The following is a 19,558-nucleotide window of genomic DNA, read 5'->3' on the forward strand; positions in this document are numbered from 1 at the left end:
GAGCAGGCACTTTTCAACATGGCATTACTGACTGAACACGAACAACGCAAAGTCGCCGAGGCGATCGCCCGGGTCGAGCGCGACACCGACGCCGAGCTGGTGACAGTGCTCGCGGCGCGCGCCGATGACTATGCGTACATCCCGCTGTTGTGGGCGAGCCTGTTGGCTTTGGTGGTGCCGGGCGTCGTCCACTACCTGACCGGCTGGCTGACCATGCACAGCCTGCTGCTGGTGCAGTGGGGCGCGTTTATCGTGCTGTGCCTGCTGTTTCGTCTGCCGAAAATCACCACCCATCTGATCCCGCGTCGTGTACGCCATTGGCGCGCGTCGAATTTGGCGCGGCGGCAGTTTCTTGAGCAAAACCTGCATCACACCGTGGGCAGCACCGGGATGCTGATTTTTGTCTGCGAGGCTGAACGGTATGTGGAGATTCTGGTGGATGAGGGGATTTCCAAACGGCTCGACAATAAATCCTGGGATGCGATTGTGGCGGCGTTTACCGAGCAGGTCAGGCAGGGGCGTACGCTGGAGGGGTTTGTCACTTGCATCGAAGCGTGCGGGGAATTGCTGAAGGTGCATGTGCCAGTGACGCAGGTGAGGAATGAGTTGCCGAATCGTCTAGTGGTGTTGGCCTGAAAGCCCCTCACCCCAGCCCTCTCCCAGAGGGAGAGGGGGCCGACCGAGATGTCTTGCGCTCGACATCGACCTGAAAAACCGTGTCGATTATGGATTCAAAGCAAATCGTTCAAGTCGGTGTATCTCGTCAATATCCCCCAATCAGTCCCCTCTACCTCTGGGAGAGGGCTAGGGTGAGGGCCGCTTTAACCAACCGTTCGGTAAATAAGAACGTGTCCCCAACCTCCATCCCCCCTAAAATACCCGCCATTCCCGATTTCGCCCGTCCGAGGCCGCTTTTCCATGTCCGTTACTGCTCCTGCCACCAAACCCGCGCCCGATCACCACACCCAGTTCGTCGAGCTGCTGCAAACCAGCCTCGACCAGAACGGCTTCATCAAACTGGTGCTGGCCAAATACGTCGGTGAAGAGGCGGAACTGCAGCGGGTCATTATCAAAGCGGTGACGGTCAAGGCGCAGCCGAACCTGTCCTTTGTCTATCGCTACAAAACCCGCGACATCACCAAAAACCTGCCGTTGAGTGAAGGCGTGGCGACGATTGCCGCGCTGCTGCCGGTCTCGTTCAAAAATGCGCATTTGCTCGCCGTAACCGACGAAGCCCAGCTCGAATACAGCAAAAAGGGCAAGAGTTCGCTGTTCAAGAGCAAACCTCAGCAATTGCGCGAAGCTCCATCCGCCGAGCACAACCGTGAGAAAAACCGTTTCCTTGAGCTGAACCGACCGTTCCTCAAGGACCTCGGCGTGACCAACGCCCAGCACGAGCTGATCCCGGCGATGTCGCGCAAGTGGAAGCAGATCAACAAGTTCATCGAAGTGTTCAGTCATGCGCTGACCTCGTCGCCGCTGGCGCTGGACAAACCGGTGCGCGTGGCGGATTTCGGTTCGGGCAAGGGCTACCTGACATTCGCGATTCACGACTACCTGCGCAACACCTTGAAAGCCGAGGGTGAAGTGACCGGCGTCGAGCTGCGTGAGGAAATGGTCAACCTGTGTAATGCCGCGGCGGCGAAGCTCGATCATCCGGGGCTGGTGTTCAAGTGCGGTGACGTGCGCAGCGTCGCGCCGAGTGAATTGGACGTGATGATCGCCCTGCATGCTTGCGACATCGCCACCGACTACGCGATCCACACCGGCATTCGTTCGGGCGCGTCGATCATCATGTGCTCGCCGTGCTGCCACAAACAGATCCGTCTGCAGATCCAGAGCCCGGCGCTGCTCAAGCCGATGCTGCAATACGGTTTGCACCTCGGGCAGCAGGCGGAAATGGTCACCGACAGCCTGCGTGCGTTGTTCCTTGAGGCCTGCGGGTATGAGACCAAAGTGTTCGAGTTCATCTCGCTGGAACACACCAACAAGAACAAGATGATTCTCGCGGTGAAGCGCGCCGAGCCGGTGGATCCGGCTCAGTTGTTGGTGAAGATCGAAGAGTTGAAAGCCTTCTACAACATCAGCGAGCACTGCCTGGAAACCCTGCTGCGCGCTGACGGCTACCTGGCCTGACACAAAACCCTGTGGGAGCGAGCCTGCTCGCGAAGGGGCCCTAACAGCCAACATCATCGTTGACTGTCAGTCCGCCTTCGCGAGCAGGCTCGCTCCCACATGGGGTTTGATGGTGGTCTTTCGCCCGAGCACCACAGTCGCAATCACCCCGCAGGCAAACACCCAGGTAATCGGCTCGACATGTTCACCAAAAAACAGCGCCGAAAACGCAATGGTGAAGAAAATCTGCAGCAACTGGACCTGACTGACCCGGGAAATCCCGCCCATGGCCAGCCCGGCGTACCAAGCGAAAAATCCGAGAAACTGCGAAAACAACGCGACATACCCAAACGCCCACCAGGTTTTCGCCGACACCGCGCCCTGATGTTGCAGCGCCAGGTACAACACCGGCCCGATCAACAGCGGCGTCGACAGCACCAGCGCCCAGCAGATCACTTGCCAGCCGCCCATCTCCTTGGCCAAACGGCCGCCCTCGGCATAACCCAGACCACCGATGGCAATCGCTCCGAGCATCAGCAGATCACCCGCCTGAATACTGCCCGCCCCGGTGTACAACGCATAACCGAGCACCAACGCACTGCCCAATGCCGCGCAGGCCCAGAAGGCTTTCGACGGACGCTCGTGCGACAACCATGCGGCATACAGCGCCAGGCACAACGGTTGCAAGCCGTTGACCAGCGCACCGTGAGACGCCGGCAAGGTTTGCATGGCCCACGCCGACAACACCGGAAAACCCAGGATCACCCCGGCGATCACCAGGCTCAGACCTTTGACCTGCTGCCACGTCGGCCATTTCTCGCGCCGCCACAAAAGCAGCAACGCCGCCGGAATCGCCGCGAACAATGCGCGGCCCAAACCGTTGAGCAATGGATGCAGTTCCTGCACCACGATGCGGGTAAAAGGCAGGGTGAGGCTGAAAATCACCACGCCGAGCAGGCCGAGGGCCATGCCGGTGTTTTCGCGCGAGGACATGAGGGGAGACCAGAATCGTAGGTGGCTGGGAGGTGTCCTCATCTAGCCATAATCCGCGAATTTAGGAGTGTTACAGCTAGGCACGGACTTAGGCGTACAGTTTGAGGGCCTCTTCGCGAGCAGGCTCGCTCCCACAGGAGAATGCATTCCAAATGTGGGAGCGAGCCTGCTCGCGAAGAACGATGACACGGTCTTTCAGGTAGTAGCCGGTTGTTACCCGAGCCGCTGGATAAGGTCTACCTTGAATACTCCCAGGCAATTTCCAGAGGAGTCCTCCCCATGGCCGCGAAAAAGATTCTCATGCTGGTCGGCGATTACGTCGAAGACTACGAAGTGATGGTGCCATTCCAGGCCCTGCAGATGGTCGGTCACACCGTCCACGCCGTGTGCCCGGACAAGGCCGCCGGCAAAACCGTGCGCACGGCGATCCATGACTTCGAAGGCGACCAGACCTACAGCGAAAAGCCCGGTCACCTGTTCGCCCTCAACTTCGACTTCGCCAAAGCCAAAGAGACGGACTACGACGCGCTGTTGATCCCAGGCGGACGCGCCCCGGAATACCTGCGCCTCAACGAAAAAGTCCTCGATCTGGTGCGCGCCTTCGACAAGGCCGGCAAACCGATTGCGGCGGTCTGCCACGGCGCGCAGTTGCTGGCAGCAGCTGGCGTTCTTGAAGGTCGCGAATGCAGCGCCTACCCGGCCTGTGCCCCGGAGGTGCGCCTGGCGGGCGGTACGTACATCGACATTCCGGTGACGGAAGGCCACGTTCAAGGCAATCTGGCCACCGCCCCGGCGTGGCCGGCGCATCCGAACTGGCTGGCCGGTTTCCTCGGCTTGCTCGGCACTAAAATCACCCTGTAAACGAGGTTTCGCCGATGTGCGAGCTCTACGTCAAGGCTGACCCGATTCTCTACGAGTCACGCTCGCGCTCGCTGCGCATCTGCGGCGTGGTGACGACGCTGCGCCTGGAAAATCAGTTCTGGGACATCCTCAGCGAAATCGCAGAGGTCGATGGCATGACCACCAACCAACTGATCGCCAAGCTGTATGAAGAGGTGATGGATTATCGCGGCGAGGTGGTGAATTTTGCTTCGTTCTTGCGGGTGAGTTGTACGCGTTATCTGAGTCAGCGGCGGGTGAGTGCGCCGGAGTTTTCGGTGGTGCGGGCGGTGGTGAAATAGCCGGCACCGCAGCGACCCGTTCGCGAGCAAGCTCGCTCCCACTTTCGACCGCGTTCTGCAACTGGAATGCGGTCCCATGTGGGAGCGAGCCTGCTCGCGAAGGGGCCGGTACAGGCGACAGAAGGCTGGGGCTGGTCTTTACTCACAGGCGCGAAATCTCTCAATCGCCAAGGAGCAACGAGCATGTCCGGATGGTACGAAATCAGTAAAAGCAGCAACGGCCAGTTCAGGTTCGTGCTGAAAGCGGCGAATGCCGAAACCATTTTGACCAGTGAGCTGTACACCACCCGCGCGGCGGCGGACAGCGGCATTGCTTCGGTACAGATCAACAGTCCGCTGGAGGAACGCTACGAGAAAAAGTCGACGAAGGACGGCCATCCGTATTTCAACCTGAAAGCGGCCAATCACCAGATCATCGGCAGCAGCGAAGCGTATTCCTCGGAGGCGGCGTGCGATAAAGGCATTGCCAGTGTGAAGGCGAACGGGCCGAGCAAAGTGATCAAGGACAAGACCTTGCCGGTCCTCTGAACCCATTTTCAAATCCACCAAAAATCCCTGTGAGAGCGAGCAGGCTCGCTCCCACATTTAATTTGCTTTGTGTCAGTGAGATCAGCGCAGGGTTTTCAGGATCGTTTGCAGCTGCGTCTGACCCGCCTCACTCAACGGAAACACCGGCAAGCGCGGATCGCCCACTTCAAGCCCGGTCTGACGTAGCCCGGCCTTGATCGTCGCTGGCAAACCACCCTTCAAGATGAAATCCAGCAGCGGCAACTGGCGATAGAACAAATCCCGCGCGCGGTCCAGATCGCCGGCCATGGCCGCGTCATAAAGATCCAGGTTCAACTGCGGAATCAGATTAGGCGCCGCCGTGCACCAGCCTTTCGCCCCGGCAGCGAACGCTTCCAGCGCCAGTGGATTGCAGCCGTTGTAGAACGGCACCTGACCGTCGCCCAACAATTGCAGCTTGTGCATGCGCTGAATATCGCCGGTGCTCTCCTTGACCATGGTCACGTTTTCCACGCCATTGACGATGCGCAGAATCAAATCTACGGACATGTCGGTGCCGCTGGTGGCCGGGTTGTTGTAGAGCATGATCGGCACCCCGATGTTCTCGCCGATGGCGCGGTAGTGGGCGAGGATTTCCGCTTCAGTGAGCTTCCAGTACGAGGCCGGCAGCACCATCACTACGTCGGCGCCGTGGGCTTCGGCGAAGCGCGCGCGGCGCACGGCTTTGGCGGTGGTCAGGTCGGACACGCTGACGATGGTCGGCACGCGTTTGGCCACATGCTTGATGCTGAATTCGGCGACTTGATCCCACTCCGCATCGCTCAGGTAAGCCCCTTCGCCGGTGCTGCCCAATGGCGCGATAGCGTGGACGCCGCTGTCGATCAAGCGGTCGATCGACTTACCGAGGGCGGGCAGATCCAGCCCTTCGCCGTTGGCGCCGAACGGGGTGATGGTGTAGCCGATGATGCCGTGAATAGTGGACATGGGAATCTCTCCGTAGCAGGGTTCAGTTCAGGCAATCGGCGTGTTGACGCAGGTTCTGCCGGGCGTAGTAATTGAAGGCGGCGGCGTGGCGTTTCGGCTTGGCGATCCAGTCATGCGCCTCGCGGCCCAGTGCAGGGATGATCGGCTTGATCGTGCCGGCGGCCATCGCCAGCAGTTGCAGCTTGGCCGCGCGTTCGATCAGTTGGGCGATGACACACGCTTCTTCGATCGTCGTACCGGTCGACAACTGACCGTGGTGTGAAAGCAGGATCGCGCGTTTGTCGCCCAGCGCACCGGCAATCAGTTCGCCTTCTTCGTTACCGACCGGCACGCCCGGCCAACCCTCGAGAAATGCGCAGTCGTCGTACAGCGGGCACAGGTCCATGTGGGAAATCTGCAGCGGCACCTCCAGCATCGACAACGCCGCGACGTGGGTCGGGTGGGTGTGGATGATGCAGTTCACATCCGGGCGAGCGCGGTACACCCAGCTGTGGAAACGGTTGGCCGGGTTGGCCATGCCGTGGCCTTCGAGGACTTCCAGATCCTCGTTGACCAACAGCAGATTGCTTGCGGTGATTTCGTCGAAACCCAGGCCCAGTTGCTGAGTGTAATAGGTGCCGGGCAGCGGGCCACGGGCGGTGATTTGCCCGGCGAGCCCTGAGTCGTGGCCGTTCTCGAAGAGAATCCGGCAGGTCAGGGCCAGCTTTTGCCGGTCCGTCCACGTATTATCCGCCAGGCTTTTTTGCATCTGGGTCAGCGCTTGCTTGACCAGTTGGTCTTTGGGTAGTGCTAATGTCTTGGCCATGTCTGTGTCCTTTGGGTGAGTGCAAATGACACGAAAGAGGCTATATGACACAAAGTGTCATTGGCAAGCACAAATCGTCGCTTCCTTGCTGGAATAACCGTCGCGAATGTCTATCCGATTGAAATTGTTGAGAAAAAAACTTGGCGTAACGCTTGAGGCACTGGCTGAAAAATCCGGCATGACCAAGAGTTATCTGTCCAAAGTCGAGCGCGGGCTGAACACCCCGTCGATCGCTGCCGCGTTGAAACTGGCGAAAGCGCTGAATGTGAAAGTCGAGGAATTGTTCTCCGAAGACAACGTCAGCCTCGACAGCTACAGCCTGGTGCGCAGCCATGAGCGCCAGTCACTCGCCGCCAATGATCAGAGCCCCGGTTACGCGGTGCTGGCCCATCAGGTCAGCGAACGCAACCTGCTGCCGTTCATCATCTATCCGCCAAGCGAGTTCAGCGACAAAACCTTCAAGGAGCATTTGGGCGAGGAGTTTCTATTCGTTCATGAAGGGCAGGTTGAAGTGGACTTCATGAACGAGAAGGTGCTGCTGGAGCGCGGCGATGCGTTGCACTTCAATGCGCAGAAACCGCATCGGATAAGGTCGGTTGGGGATGTGCAGGCGCAGTTGCTGGTGGTGGTGCACAGCGCTGAGGAATGAGTTGTCTGCTAAAAGCTTCGCGAGCAAGCTCGCTCCCACAGTAGACCGCGTTCCAATGTGGGAGCGAGCTTGCTCGCGAAGGCGTCAGACCGGTTTACATCAAACCTCGACCGGCACCGACAATTTCGGGCTGCCGAGCGCATGGCTCTTGGCATCAAAAAACCGCAACTCAACCCCTGTGCCCTCGAACACCTGCGCGTAATGCCGCTTCTGATGCTGAACGAACGCCGCACTGCGCGGATAAATCGAGATCGCCACCGTCGCCGGTTTCGCCAAACGCAATGCCCGCACAATGTGCGCATCCTGCTCGCCCAAGGCATGGCCAAAGATGCACAAACTGCCGCCGTGCCCGAGCAATTGCTCATAACAGAACGATAGATAATCCGAGCTGCGAATGCTCTTGAGCTTGTCCGCACTCGGCCCTTCGGTGACGAACAGCGGCACGTCATCCAGCGTCTTGATCGTGTTGTTGATCGCGAAACTGCCGAGCAACGTGCCTTCGGTCGAAGTCAGTTTGCGCGCGGTGCCGTCCTGATTGCGCACCAGATGCAGACCACCGTGCAGGTACAGCAAACGCGGTTTTTCAGAGGCACTTTCGCTCAGATCGAAACTGGCATTGGCACCGTTGAACAGGTCATCGATGACCTCGGTTTTGTGTTGCACGGCCCAGTAGTTAAGCAAGTCGTAATTGGTGGTGAACACCGTGCGATAACGCGTCAGTTCTTCATTCAGCGTCGCCAGAGTCGAGGCTTTCACCAGTCGCCACGGAATGTGCACAGCGTGCACGGTGTTGATCAGCGCTTCCTTGATCGCGTAGTAGCGGTTGCGCGGCGCCGCTGAGCTGACGGCCAGTGCCTTGTTGACCCGACTGGTGGTTTTCAGCGCGCCGAGGACCTGCTCGAAACTGCGCGTTTGCATCGCGTCGAACACCGCCAGTTCCGACGGGCTCAGCGGTTTCTCTTCCACCGTACGGGCGTTTTCGAACAGCGAGTCATAGCCGAAGTCATCCCAGACCGCGCGACTGGCACCGTTGCCCACCAGCAAGCCACTGAAGTCGGTCGCGGCGCGCAGGGCGCTCCAGTCTTCGAGGGTGGCGTCGACATCGAGAAAATCGGTCATTGCGTAGGCGGTCTCAAAACAAAGGGCTGATGGGCGGCGACTTTATCACGAGCGGGCATTGAGCCAGATCAACATCCGCCATGACTGATCGGTCGATGCTGTGTCTACCCGCCGGATTCCAGCAATCGATTCGGCCCTGTCAGGAGTCACGCGCATGACCAGCACCTTTTTCATTCCGGCGGTAAACATCATGGGCAGTGGCTGCCTCGACGAAGCCATGGTCGCGATCCGCAACTACGGTTTTCGCAAGGCGCTGATCGTCACCGACACTGGGCTGGCCAAGGCGGGTGTGGCGACGATGGTCGCCGAGAAACTGGCGATGCAGGACATCGATTCGGTGATTTTCGACGGCGCCAAGCCGAATCCGAGCATTGCCAATGTCGAGTCGGGGCTGGGGCTGCTCAAGGAAAGTCGTTGCGATTTCGTCGTCTCGCTGGGCGGCGGTTCGCCGCACGACTGCGCCAAAGGCATTGCCCTGTGCGCGACCAACGGCGGGCAGATCCGTGATTACGAAGGCGTCGATCAATCGAGCAAGCCGCAACTACCGCTGATCGCGATCAACACCACCGCCGGCACCGCCAGTGAAATGACTCGTTTTTGCATCATCACCGACGAATCACGCCACGTAAAAATGGCCATCGTCGATCGCAACGTCACGCCGCTGCTGTCGGTCAACGACCCGGAATTGATGGTCGCCATGCCCAAAGGTCTGACGGCTGCCACTGGCATGGATGCGCTGACCCACGCCATCGAAGCGTATGTCTCGACTGCCGCCAATCCGATCACCGACGCCTGTGCGCTGAAAGCCATGACCCTGATCAGCAACAACCTGCGCCTGGCTGTGCGCGACGGCAGCGACCTCGCCGCACGCGAGAATATGGCTTACGCGCAATTCCTCGCCGGCATGGCGTTCAACAATGCCTCGCTCGGTTACGTACATGCGATGGCGCATCAACTGGGCGGGTTCTACGACTTGCCCCATGGCGTGTGCAACGCCGTGCTGCTGCCTCATGTGCAGACGTTCAATGCGCTGGTGTGTGCCGAGCGGCTGACCGATGTCGCCCATGCCATGGGTGCCGATATTCGCGGTTTCAGCGCAGAAGAGGGCGCTCAGGCGGCGATCACAGCAATCCGCTGTCTGGCCAGGGATGTCGAGATCCCCGGTGGCTTGCGTGAACTCGGCGCAAAGCTCAGTGATATTCCGCTGCTCGCGAGCAATGCGTTGAAAGACGCCTGCGGTTTGACCAATCCTCGGGCGGCGGACCATCGCCAGATCGAGGAGATTTTTCGCAATGCGTTTTGAGCGGTCATGACGAGGGCAACGGGCTTGGATGCTAGGTTTTGCCCTTGCCCTTGCCTTTGCCTTTGCCTTTGCCTTCGTCCTCAGTGATCACCGTAAACGTTCGAACACGGCCCCAATCTGACAATTTTCCATTGATGTTGTGAATGGCGGATATACGATACCTGCCTTCCTCTAGGGGGAGGGTAGGTTGAGTATGCCATTGCATATCGCTGCCGACGTTTGCTCTGGCAATCTCCAGGTCGTTGTCCAAATTGATAATGCTAACGATGCCAATGGGCTGGGTGACATCGCCATGAAAGACCGGAACGGTATTTACCTCGGCTTCTTCCTCCGGTTCCATAATTACCGGAATGTTGATGGGGGGCCGCAAGAGCACCTTGTATTTGCGCACCTCACTCCAATCTGACATCTCGCCTTTCACCTCCTGGCGGGCCTTAATCCCATGCTCACCCGGGTATTGGGCACCGCTGAAGCTAAACGCCCATCGTCCATTTGCGCTGACCTTTCCTCCACCCAGCGAATGTGTCTCTTCAATGTTCCAAACCTGCACCAGAGCCTCCGGTGTACCGCTGCCGAGGAACAGTGTTGCAGCCCCCGTTTCCTTTCCCTCTTCGGGGAACGTGATAGTCGGCGGGAATGGTTTGGTATCGGGCTTAACGGGAGTGCTCATTGCTCTTCTCGTTTCAGGCTGAATTTGAATCGAGAGGTTGGCATGACGTGATTCCTTGCGAACCTGTAAAAACTACCAATTTTTTAGCTTCATTCGCTTGGTCGGTAATTTCGTTTTCTTCTAAAAAACTGTCATTTCTGTCAGTTGTCCGGCGTGGTTGCTTCGGATCGAATGCTCTGACAACGGGGGGCGACTCCGATCTCTCGAGGAGCACACGAACATGCCGAAAGAAAATGCACACAGAGCGCAGTCCGCAGGTGAGCTGGATCAGACGTTCGCCCATTCAGGCCTGCAAACGCTGCAGTTTCCTGATGCGCGCAAAACCATCGGCAAAAGTGTCGCCGTGCTGCCTTCGGGGCGGATCATGGTCAGTACGACTGTCATCGATGCATCGGGTGCCTCGCATTACGGCCTGGCGCGACTGCTCGCAAACGGATATCTCGATAGCAGTTTCGGCCAGGGTGGTTACCTGACTGGCCAGTTTGCGCAGGGTCGGTTATCACAAGGCGGGAATCTGGTTGTCGATGCGAGCGGTGCATTCTGGATGAGCGCAGTGCTTGCAGATACCGAGGGCAAGCTCAAGCAAATCATCGCTCGATTCAAATCCGACGGTACGCTCGACCCCGAGTTTGGTGACGCACAGACTGGCTACCGAGTCGTGCCGACGCGTATTCCTGCGCTCGACTATGCCACGGGCGGGCGCTTGATATTGGCGCAATCCACGCCAGCGAAAGCGCTGCCGGACAGATTGCTTTTCGTCACCTCTCAAGGGGGCAGCGGGTTGTTGACGCGTTTCTCTCTGGATGGCAAGGATGACCCGGCGTTTGCTGGCAAAGGCTGGATTCACGTGACGCTTTCCAGTTTGGCGATCACGTTGCACGGGGTCACACAGTCAAGCGATGGACAGATTCTTGTCCATGGCAAGACAGAAGTGACCAATCAGGGCCTGGTCATGGCTTACGACAGTTCCGGGCAGGTTGCTGAGTCGTTCGGCGCGAAAGGCACGCTGCTGCTGAATCTGCACAATGCCGGCGTACCGCTTGAAACCTCGGTGAATCGTATCGTTGTGCAATCGGCGCAGCGTTTGTTGTTGATCGGATCTGCCGTCGAGTCGTCCGCCGGGGAGAAACGTCAGCATGGCTTCATCAGCGGGATCGATCTCACTGGCAAGACTGATCCAGCGTTCAACCGCGGGACACCCGTCATTACCGCAGCCGCGCAGTCACTGGATCTGAAAAGCTGGAGCGCAGGGTTCGCGCTGAATGACTCTCCCGGCCCGCGAATCGTCACGGTCGGCCAGACCTCGGACGGCTCCCGACGGTTACTCACGGGGGGCTTTTTGGTCGATGGTGCCGTGGATCCTGCATTTGATATCGAAGGCGCCGCCGGTATCGAGTGGATTGCACTGGATGCCTGTCTGCAGGGTTCGTCCGTGTTGCTGCTGGGGCAGAAAAATGAAGCGGCTCATCTGGTGCGATTGTTGACGGCAGCGGACTGACGGCGGGGTAATCACAGTGTCGACGTGATTGAAATCCGGGCTATCCTGCCGACTCGGACGAACCCCAGTCAGCGAGCCCTCCATGCTGCAAAAAAGCCTGATCCGCCGCCTCGACCTGATCACCCTGCAACTGTTTGTCGCCGTGCACGAAGAGGGCACGCTGACCCGTGCGGCCTCGCGTGAAGCCATCGCGGTGTCGGCGGCGAGCAAGCGGCTGATGGAGCTGGAAGAGGCGCTCGGGATCAGCCTGTTCGTGCGTCAGGCCAAAGGCATGACGCTGACGCCGGCCGGTGAAACCTTGCTGCACCATGCCCGGCAGATGCTGTTCAACGTCGAGAAAATGGGCCTGGAACTCGGCGAGCACAGCCACGGCGTTCGCGGTTATGTGCGCATGCTGGCGAACCTGTCGGCGATCATTCAGTTTCTTCCCGAAGACCTGCGCGACTTCTCCGCGCAGCATCCGCAGGTCAAGACCGACCTTGAAGAACGGCCCAGCGCCGGGGTCATTCAGGGTGTGCTCGATGGCGTGGCGGACCTCGGTATTTGCTCCAACGACAGCGACACCAAAGGTCTGCACAGCGTGTTGTACCGTCAGGACAAACTGGTGGTGGTGATGCTGCCGGAGCATCCGTTGGCCGCGCGTGAATCGGTGGCGTTCGATGAGACGCTGGACAGCGATTACGTCGGTCTGCACGCGGCCAGTTCGATCAACATGCGCACCCATGCGGCGGCGCGACAGGCAGGTAAAGTCCTGCGCATTCGTATTCATGTGCCGGGGTTCGATGCGGTGTGCCGGATGGTCCAGGCCAACATGGGCATCGGGATTTTGCCGCAGCGTGCTTATGAACTGTTTGGACAGGCGCTGGGGTTGCACGCGGTGCCGTTGACGGATGACTGGTCGGATCGCGCGTTGATTGTGGTGGTGCGGGAGGAGGCGGGGTTGTCGCCGGTGAGTCGGTTGTTGTTTGAGCATTTGCGGGGGCAGGGCGCGTAGATCTCCAGTGAATGTTCCGGCCTCTTCGCGAGCAAGCTCGCTCCCACAGTGGATATGTGTTGAACACAGAATCTGCAGCCGCCACGAAACCCTGTGGGAGCGAGCTTGCTCGCGAAGGCGGCCTCGAATTCACCACATCACCTTTGAGCGTTCGCATTTGGCGAACGCCCATTGCCGAGAGACGGCTGGATTGCCCGATCATCGTTCCTCTAGCCTTGGCGACATATTCCAAGAACAAGAGGTACCCCACGATGACTGCCCCCTTGAGTGCGATCAAAGTGATCGAGATCGGCACCCTGATCGCCGCGCCGTTCGCTGCGCGCATGCTCGCCGAGTTCGGCGCCGAAGTGATCAAGATCGAAGCCATGGGTCAGGGCGACCCGCTGCGCAAATGGCGCAAGCTGCATGAAGGCACGTCGCTGTGGTGGTACCTGCAATCACGCAACAAGAAATCCCTGGCACTCAACCTGAAGTCCGCCGAAGGCATTGAACTGGTCAAGCAACTGGCCAGCGACGCTGACGTGATCATCGAAAACCTGCGCCCCGGTGCGCTGGAGAAACTTGGCCTCGGCTGGGATGTGCTCCACGCGCTGAACCCCAATCTCACCCTTGTACGGATTTCCGGTTACGGCCAGACCGGCCCGTACCGCGACCGTCCCGGCTTCGGCGCGATCGGCGAAGCGATGGGCGGCATTCGCTATACCACCGGAGCCCCGGGGTCGCCTCCGGCGCGGGTGGGTGTCAGCCTGGGTGATTCGCTAGCGTCGTTGCATGCGGTAATCGGCGCGCTGATGGCGCTGCTGCGGGTCAAGACCGGGCAGGGCGGTGGGCAAATTGTCGACGTTTCACTGGCGGAAAGCGTGTTCAACGTCATGGAAAGTCTGGTCCCGGAATACGACATGCTCGGTCATGTCCGCGAACGCAGCGGCGGCGCGTTACCGGGCATTGCTCCCTCCAATACCTATCTGACAGCTGACGGCGCCTATGTGGTGATCGCCGGCAACAGTGACCCGATCTACAAAAGGCTGATGCACACCATCGGTCGCGACGATCTTGCTGACGCAGAAGAATTCGCTCACAACGACGGGCGCGCCGCCAGGAGCGGTTTGCTCGACGCCGCCATCACTCACTGGACCAGCAGTCTGCCGATCGACGCCGTACTCGCCGCGCTCGAAGCCGCCGAAGTGCCGGCGGGCCGGATCTATTCGGTGGCCGACATCGTTGCCGATCCGCACTACCAGGCGCGAGACATGTTGCTCAATGCCGAATTACCCGGCGGCGCGACAGTAAAGATGCCCGGCATCGTGCCGAAACTTTCGGAAACCCCCGGCGGCGTGAACTGGTCGGGGCCGAAACTTGGTCAGCACACCGACGGCATCCTTGCCGGCCTGGGCCTGACTGAACTCGACATCGAACGCCTGAAAAGCCAAGGGGTGGTGCAATGATCACAGACTATTCGCAAACCCTGGTCGTCCAGGAAGTCTCGCCCCGCGATGGCTTGCAGATCGAGCCGACCTGGGTGGAAACCACTGACAAGATCGCCCTGATCGATCAACTATCGCTGGCCGGTTTCAGCCGTATCGAAGCCGGTTCGTTTGTGTCGCCGAAAGCCATTCCGGCACTGCGGGACGGCGAGCAAGTCTTCACCGGCATTCAGCGCCAGCCGGGAGTGATTTACGTCGCACTGATTCCCAACCTCAAAGGCGCGCAGCGTGCATTGGCGGCGGGTGCCGATGAACTGAATCTGGTGATGTCCGCCAGCCAGACGCACAACCTGGCCAACATGCGCATGCGTTGCGAGGATTCGCTGGCGGCGTTTGCAGAGATTGTGGCGTTTGCCAGCGGCTCCGGCGTGCGCCTCAATGGCAGTATCGCGACGACGTTCGGTTGCCCGTTCGAAGGCCAGATCGACGAGGATCGCGTGCTGAAAATCGTCGACGCCTATCAGGAGCTCGGCATTGCCGGCATCACTCTGGCGGACACCACTGGAATGGCCAATCCGCGACAAGTGGATCGGTTGGTACGGCGGGTGTTGCAGCGGGTTGCGCCGGCCGATCTGACCCTGCATTTCCACAACACCCGGGGTCTGGGGCTGTGCAATGTGCTGGCGGCTTATGAGGCGGGGGCGCGGCGTTTCGATGCGGCGCTTGGTGGTCTCGGTGGCTGCCCGTTTGCGCCGGGTGCGTCGGGCAATATCTGCACTGAAGACTTGGTGAACCTGTGCGATGAGATCGGTATTCACACCGGCATCGATTTGCCGCTGCTGCTGAAACTTTCGCGTGGCTTGCCGAATCTTCTGGGCCACGAAGTGCCCGGTCAACTGGCCAAGGCCGGACGCAACTGCGACCTGCACCCGCTTCCCATCTGAATATACAAATCCCCCTGTGGGAGCGAGCAAGCTCGCTCCCACAAAAAAGCGCTCCCCAGTGAGCGTCATGACCAGACAACAAAAACAATCGGACGCCCACCGGCAGTCCGCCTGGAGAAAAGCTATGAGCCTCAATGTAATGGAGGCGGGCGCCCGTCCGTCCGTCGATCACGACGCTGAAAAAGCCTTGGTCAGCAAAGTCGCCTGGCGCCTGATGCCGCTGATCATGGTCTGCTACCTGTTCGCCTTCTTCGACCGCATCAACATCAGCTTCGCCAAATTCCAGTTGCAGACCGACCTGAGCCTGAGCGATACCGCTTATGGCCTCGGCGCGGGGCTGTTCGTGGTCGGTTACGTGCTGTTCGAAGTGCCAAGCAACATGATGCTGTACAAGGTCGGCGCACGCCGCTGGATCGCGCGGATCATGATGTCGTGGGGCGTGGCGACGGCAGCGATGGTGTTCGTCAACAGCGAATGGCAGTTCTACGCGCTGCGCTTTGTGATCGGTGCGATGGAGGCCGGATTTGCCCCGGGCGTTTTGTATTACCTGACGCTGTGGTTCCCGCAGCATTTCCGTGGCCGCATCACTTCGATGCTGTTTCTCGCTTCGGCGTTTGCCGGACTGGTCGGCGCGCCGTTCTCCGGGCTGGTGCTCGAACACCTCGACGGCGTGCTGCAAATGCGCGGCTGGCACTGGCTGTTCCTGCTCGGCGGCGTGCCGTGTATCGGCCTCGGTTTTCTGGTGCTGACGTTGCTCAAGGATCGCATCGAAGATGCGCACTGGCTGACTGCTGACGAGAAGAAATTGCTCTCCAGCCGCATTGCCCAGCATGAACCGCACAAGAGCGGTGGTTCACTGCTCGCGGCGTTGAAGATTCCCGGTTTTCTGACTTTGGGTTTGATCTACTTTCTGATCCAGGTGGCGTCCTACGGTCTGAATTTCTGGGCGCCGCAACTGATCCGCAGTGCCGGCACCGAGAGTCCGGTGATGATCGGTCTGCTGACGGCGATTCCGTACATTTGCGGGGCGATCAGCATGGTGGTGATCGGGCGCTTGTCGGACGCCACCGGTGAGCGGCGCAAGTTTGTCGCCGGGCTGGTCGTCGTCGGTGCGATCGGCTTTTTCAGTGCGGGCATTTTCGCCAGCCACACCACGTTTTTGATCGTTGCTCTTGGCTTGCTTGGCGCCGGGATCATCGCCTCGATTCCGAGTTTCTGGACGCTGCCACCGAAGTTGTTGGCCGGGGCTGGCGCGGGTGCGGCGGGCGGGATTGCGGTGATCAACACGTTGGGGCAATTCGGCGGGATTGTCAGCCCGGTGATGGTCGGGCGGATCAAGGACCTGACCGGCAGCACCACGCCGGCGCTGTATGTGATCGGCGTGGCGGCCCTGATCGCGGCGGCGTTGCTGTTGTGGGGCTTGCCGCAGAAATTGCGCACGCTCGACAAGTTCTGAGATCTGCGGCGTCATTTCTGACGCCTTCGCGAGCAAGCTCGCTCCCACATTTGAAATGCATTCCCCTGTGGGAGCGAGCCTGCTCGCGAAGACTGACTTCCAGACACTGAAAATAGTGGATTCATAACATCAGCTAACGGCCAGCCCATTCAGGGTAAGGCGAAATACGTTTTGATGTGTTGATGATTCTGTTGAAAGGGCCGATACAGCAGGGGATAGTGCGCGGCTGAAACGTTATCAAGGAGCGGGAAGTGACAGTGAAGTCTGGCTGGATCGGTTGTGCGGCATTGTGCGGGTGGTTGCTGGCGGGGCAGGCATTGGCCGATTGCACGCCGGCGCCAACGGCGCAGGAGATGGATTTTTCCCTCTGCAAGGATTGGCCGGCGTATCCAGGGTTGACGCTCACCGCGGCCGCCCATTTCTCGCCCGATCCGGTGTATGGCGCGTCAGAGACTATAGGGCTTTACGATCTGCGTTTGGCCTTGGTGGCGAGCGCAGACTCGCAGCCGTTAGCGAGCTTTTATCAGCCCTCGGCATTCTCTGTGGATGCCATCGCGCTGGACGAACTGAAATTCGATACCGCCCGCTATAAGCTCGCGCCGCAATTGCAGGCCTTTGGCGTGCGAGTACGGTTCAAAGGCTCTTCGCGCGTGAATCCTCTGGATGAAACCTGGTTGTCGCTTTATGTGAAAGAGGGCAACGCGTTGCGTCCGGTAATGGACAGACTGGTGGTTTATGAATATGGCGGGGAGTGGGATGGCAATTGTGCGGGAGAGCGCTACGAGACTACGCGAACCGTGGCGTTGGCCAAGACCAGCAGCCATGGCTTTGCCGACCTGATCATCAAGACGATCCGTAGCTCGACCGTTGGCCAGGGCGAAGGCGAGGCGTGTGTATCCAATACCGTCACGCAAAAACCGGTCTTGACGACACTTCGCTATGACGGCAAAAACTACGTAATGCCTGAAGATTTCAAAGGCCTCTAAGACAGATTTTTTCTACTCAAGGAAGAACAATGATTTCGCGTAACACACTGCTGGGCTCTTTTATCGCAATGGGTCTTTTGTCGGTGACCGCCCAGGCCCAGGCCGCCTGCCAGACCAAGGACTTCGACGGCAAAACCATGTCGCGCTGCAAAAACTGGCCAGCCGTGCAGAATCAGGCGATCGCAGTCAAATCCACCTACCTTGCCGACGCCGGCGGCGATGATGCCGGGGTGTTCGATCTGGATCTGTCGATCGTCAACGCCAGCACTTACAACCCCATCGCCACTTACCGTAAACCGGGCGCTTACAACTCCGATGCCGTGCGCTTTGAGGATCTGCGCATCGACACCGCCCGTTATCGACTGGCGCCGGAGGTTCGGGCTTTTGGTCTGCGTTCAAAGTTCGCGCACAGTTCCCACGCCATTCCCTACGAAAAAACCGATTTGGCGCTGTATGTTCGCGAAGGCAATGAGTTGCGGCCGGTGCTGGAGGGCTTGGTGGTTGCCAAGAGCAATGGCGAGTTCATGAATGATTGCGAAGGCTACACAAAGACGATTCGCCGAACCGTCGAGATCGGTCCTTCCAGTCATCATGGTCTGGCCGATTTGATCGTCACCACCAGCGGCAGCAAAATGAAAAATACTCAATCGGGTAAAGAGTGCGTTTCCAATACCACCCGCCTGAAGCAAAAACAGATCACCCTGACTTACGACGGTCAACAATACATCGTCCCCGAAGACCTCAGAGGTTACTGACCCAATGCTCACCGGCCTCAACCACTTGACCCTTGCGGTCAGCGATTTGCAGCGAAGTCTGGCGTTCTACCGTGATGTGCTGCATTTGCGTGTCGAAGCGACGTGGGACGCCGGTGCCTACCTGTCGCTGCCGGGACTGTGGTTGTGTCTGTCGCTTGATCCGCTGCGCTCAAGCGAACCGTGCGTCGATTACACCCATTACGCGTTAAGCCTCAGTGCCACCGACTTCGCAGGTTTTGTGCAGAAGCTAAAAGCCGCGAATGTGCAGGAATGGCGCGACAACCGCAGCGAAGGTGCCTCGTTCTATTTTCTTGATCCCGATGGCCACAAACTCGAAGCCCATGTCGGCGATCTCGCTTTGCGACTGGCAGCCTGCCGGCAAAAACCGTACGCCGGCATGCGTTTTTACGACGAGCAGTGAACACGCGCAAGCGGCTGATATAGACTGGCCGCCACGTGTTCTGGCGCTTGCAGGTTTCCCATGACTCCATCGTTGCTAATGGCCGTGCTGGCCTCGGGTTTCATTTATGGCATCACGCCCGGGCCGGGTGTGCTGGCGGTGTTCGGCATCGGTGCAGCCCACGGGCGGCGTGCCGGGGCGGGGTTTCTTTGCGGGCATCTGCTCGGTGATGTGGTCTGGTGCAGCACGGCGCTGATCGCGATTGTCGGCGCCCGGGAAATCGGCAGCAGCGCATTCGATGTGCTCGGCGTGCTCAGTGGCTTGTACCTGTTCTGGCTCGGCTGGCGAGCGGTGCGCGCCCAGCGCCGCAACGGCGACGAACCCCAAGGCGCGGCGCGCAAGCCGTTCTGGCACGGCATTCTGTTCGGCTTGACCAATCCCAAGGCCTATCCGGTGGCGGTCGCGACGTTCACCGCGCTGCTGTCGAGCCGCGCCGAGCTGCTCAACTGGTCAATGTTGCCGGCGCTGATTGCCTTGAGTTTCCTCGGCGGCCTGCTGGCCTACGCTATTCTGATTGGCGTGGTCGGCGCGCAACGGGTACGCACGCTGTATCAGCGTCATGAGTTGTTGATCACCCGGCTGTGTGGCGTGATGTTCATCGGTTTTGCCATCAACGCGCTGGTACACGCATTGCCGGGGCTGATGCCGCACAAGGCTTGATATCGTTTGCAAGGATGCGCGAACCCAAGGTCAGGGATGGTTGATCAGTGCTGCA

General features: G+C 59.3%; 21 protein-coding genes. 16 read left to right on the forward strand and 5 right to left on the reverse strand.

The genetic code is table 11. From position 1 onward, the window contains the following. The first annotated feature begins 18 nt into the window (after positions 1-18). The gene (locus tag ACZZ0G_RS18810; protein ID WP_463557117.1) at positions 19-636 is read left to right on the forward strand and encodes a TPM domain-containing protein; all 618 of its coding nucleotides are present in this window, start codon (positions 19-21) and stop codon (positions 634-636) included. Between the two features lie 282 nt (positions 637-918). Further along, positions 919-2,136 (forward strand): class I SAM-dependent methyltransferase, encoded by a 1,218-nt coding sequence (locus tag ACZZ0G_RS18815; protein ID WP_463557118.1) that lies wholly within the window; start codon positions 919-921, stop codon positions 2,134-2,136. 66 nt (positions 2,137-2,202) lie between these two features. Here the strand turns inward: ACZZ0G_RS18815 and ACZZ0G_RS18820 are convergent, their stop codons facing one another. Continuing rightward, positions 2,203-3,108 (reverse strand): DMT family transporter, encoded by a 906-nt coding sequence (locus tag ACZZ0G_RS18820; RefSeq protein ID WP_463557119.1) that lies wholly within the window; start codon positions 3,106-3,108, stop codon positions 2,203-2,205. A gap of 279 nt (positions 3,109-3,387) precedes the next feature. Here ACZZ0G_RS18820 and ACZZ0G_RS18825 point away from each other — a divergent pair, with 279 nt between their 5' ends. The 3 genes from ACZZ0G_RS18825 (at position 3,388) to ACZZ0G_RS18835 (ending at position 4,817) form a co-directional block, all read left to right on the forward strand. Continuing rightward, positions 3,388-3,969 carry a DJ-1/PfpI family protein gene (locus ACZZ0G_RS18825; protein ID WP_463557120.1) on the forward strand — a complete coding sequence of 194 codons (582 nt, stop codon included), beginning with the start codon at positions 3,388-3,390 and terminating at the stop codon, positions 3,967-3,969. Between the two features lie 14 nt (positions 3,970-3,983). Further along, on the forward strand, positions 3,984-4,289 hold the full coding sequence (locus ACZZ0G_RS18830; RefSeq protein ID WP_463557121.1) for a ribbon-helix-helix domain-containing protein: 306 nt from the start codon (positions 3,984-3,986) through the stop codon (positions 4,287-4,289). A 183-nt stretch (positions 4,290-4,472) separates the two neighbouring features. Further along, positions 4,473-4,817 (forward strand): YegP family protein, encoded by a 345-nt coding sequence (locus tag ACZZ0G_RS18835; protein ID WP_463557122.1) that lies wholly within the window; start codon positions 4,473-4,475, stop codon positions 4,815-4,817. 81 nt (positions 4,818-4,898) lie between these two features. On the opposite strand, the gene ACZZ0G_RS18840 is transcribed toward ACZZ0G_RS18835, so the two are convergent. Both ACZZ0G_RS18840 and ACZZ0G_RS18845 read right to left on the reverse strand, forming a co-directional pair. Then, the gene (locus ACZZ0G_RS18840; protein ID WP_463557123.1) at positions 4,899-5,780 is read right to left on the reverse strand and encodes a dihydrodipicolinate synthase family protein; all 882 of its coding nucleotides are present in this window, start codon (positions 5,778-5,780) and stop codon (positions 4,899-4,901) included. A gap of 22 nt (positions 5,781-5,802) precedes the next feature. Beyond that, entirely contained in the window at positions 5,803-6,585 is a 783-nt protein-coding gene (locus tag ACZZ0G_RS18845) for an aldolase (RefSeq protein WP_463557124.1), read from the reverse strand. A 106-nt stretch (positions 6,586-6,691) separates the two neighbouring features. Between ACZZ0G_RS18845 and ACZZ0G_RS18850 the strand changes: the two genes are divergently transcribed. Beyond that, positions 6,692-7,234 (forward strand): helix-turn-helix domain-containing protein, encoded by a 543-nt coding sequence (locus tag ACZZ0G_RS18850; RefSeq protein ID WP_134178084.1) that lies wholly within the window; start codon positions 6,692-6,694, stop codon positions 7,232-7,234. Positions 7,235-7,333: 99 nt separating this feature from the next. Here ACZZ0G_RS18850 and ACZZ0G_RS18855 read toward each other — a convergent pair whose 3' ends face one another. After that, on the reverse strand, positions 7,334-8,353 hold the full coding sequence (locus ACZZ0G_RS18855; protein ID WP_463557125.1) for a DUF4917 family protein: 1,020 nt from the start codon (positions 8,351-8,353) through the stop codon (positions 7,334-7,336). Between the two features lie 154 nt (positions 8,354-8,507). Here ACZZ0G_RS18855 and yiaY point away from each other — a divergent pair, with 154 nt between their 5' ends. After that, a complete protein-coding gene (yiaY, locus tag ACZZ0G_RS18860) occupies positions 8,508-9,656 on the forward strand; it encodes an L-threonine dehydrogenase (protein ID WP_463557126.1) in 1,149 nt (382 codons plus the stop codon). 31 nt (positions 9,657-9,687) lie between these two features. On the opposite strand, the gene ACZZ0G_RS18865 is transcribed toward yiaY, so the two are convergent. Continuing rightward, positions 9,688-10,326 carry a hypothetical protein gene (locus ACZZ0G_RS18865; RefSeq protein WP_463557127.1) on the reverse strand — a complete coding sequence of 213 codons (639 nt, stop codon included), beginning with the start codon at positions 10,324-10,326 and terminating at the stop codon, positions 9,688-9,690. 220 nt (positions 10,327-10,546) lie between these two features. Here ACZZ0G_RS18865 and ACZZ0G_RS18870 point away from each other — a divergent pair, with 220 nt between their 5' ends. The 9 genes from ACZZ0G_RS18870 to ACZZ0G_RS18910 all read left to right on the forward strand — a co-directional run bounded on the left by ACZZ0G_RS18870 (position 10,547) and on the right by ACZZ0G_RS18910 (position 19,503). Further along, positions 10,547-11,824 carry an NHL repeat-containing protein gene (locus ACZZ0G_RS18870; RefSeq protein ID WP_463557128.1) on the forward strand — a complete coding sequence of 426 codons (1,278 nt, stop codon included), beginning with the start codon at positions 10,547-10,549 and terminating at the stop codon, positions 11,822-11,824. An 82-nt stretch (positions 11,825-11,906) separates the two neighbouring features. Then, positions 11,907-12,818 carry a LysR family transcriptional regulator gene (locus ACZZ0G_RS18875; protein ID WP_463557129.1) on the forward strand — a complete coding sequence of 304 codons (912 nt, stop codon included), beginning with the start codon at positions 11,907-11,909 and terminating at the stop codon, positions 12,816-12,818. Positions 12,819-13,069: 251 nt separating this feature from the next. Continuing rightward, positions 13,070-14,263 (forward strand): CaiB/BaiF CoA transferase family protein, encoded by a 1,194-nt coding sequence (locus ACZZ0G_RS18880; protein WP_463557130.1) that lies wholly within the window; start codon positions 13,070-13,072, stop codon positions 14,261-14,263. After that, the gene (locus ACZZ0G_RS18885) at positions 14,260-15,186 is read left to right on the forward strand and encodes a hydroxymethylglutaryl-CoA lyase (RefSeq protein WP_463557131.1); all 927 of its coding nucleotides are present in this window, start codon (positions 14,260-14,262) and stop codon (positions 15,184-15,186) included. Before ACZZ0G_RS18880 ends, ACZZ0G_RS18885 begins: the two co-directional genes overlap by 4 nt. A gap of 124 nt (positions 15,187-15,310) precedes the next feature. After that, entirely contained in the window at positions 15,311-16,642 is a 1,332-nt protein-coding gene (locus tag ACZZ0G_RS18890) for an MFS transporter (protein WP_242204615.1), read from the forward strand. Between the two features lie 251 nt (positions 16,643-16,893). After that, positions 16,894-17,628 (forward strand): PA3715 family protein, encoded by a 735-nt coding sequence (locus ACZZ0G_RS18895; RefSeq protein WP_397481488.1) that lies wholly within the window; start codon positions 16,894-16,896, stop codon positions 17,626-17,628. Positions 17,629-17,657: 29 nt separating this feature from the next. Further along, positions 17,658-18,383, forward strand: a complete 726-nt coding sequence (locus ACZZ0G_RS18900) for a PA3715 family protein (protein ID WP_463557132.1) — start codon at positions 17,658-17,660, stop codon at positions 18,381-18,383. 4 nt (positions 18,384-18,387) lie between these two features. Beyond that, positions 18,388-18,804: a fosfomycin resistance glutathione transferase gene (gene fos, locus ACZZ0G_RS18905; protein ID WP_463557133.1), complete on the forward strand. Its 417-nt coding sequence runs from the start codon at positions 18,388-18,390 to the stop codon at positions 18,802-18,804. Positions 18,805-18,864: 60 nt separating this feature from the next. Then, on the forward strand, positions 18,865-19,503 hold the full coding sequence (locus ACZZ0G_RS18910) for a LysE family translocator (protein ID WP_463557134.1): 639 nt from the start codon (positions 18,865-18,867) through the stop codon (positions 19,501-19,503). Positions 19,504-19,558 lie beyond the last annotated feature (55 nt).

It is taken from the genome of Pseudomonas sp. AC169 (assembly GCF_979258515.1).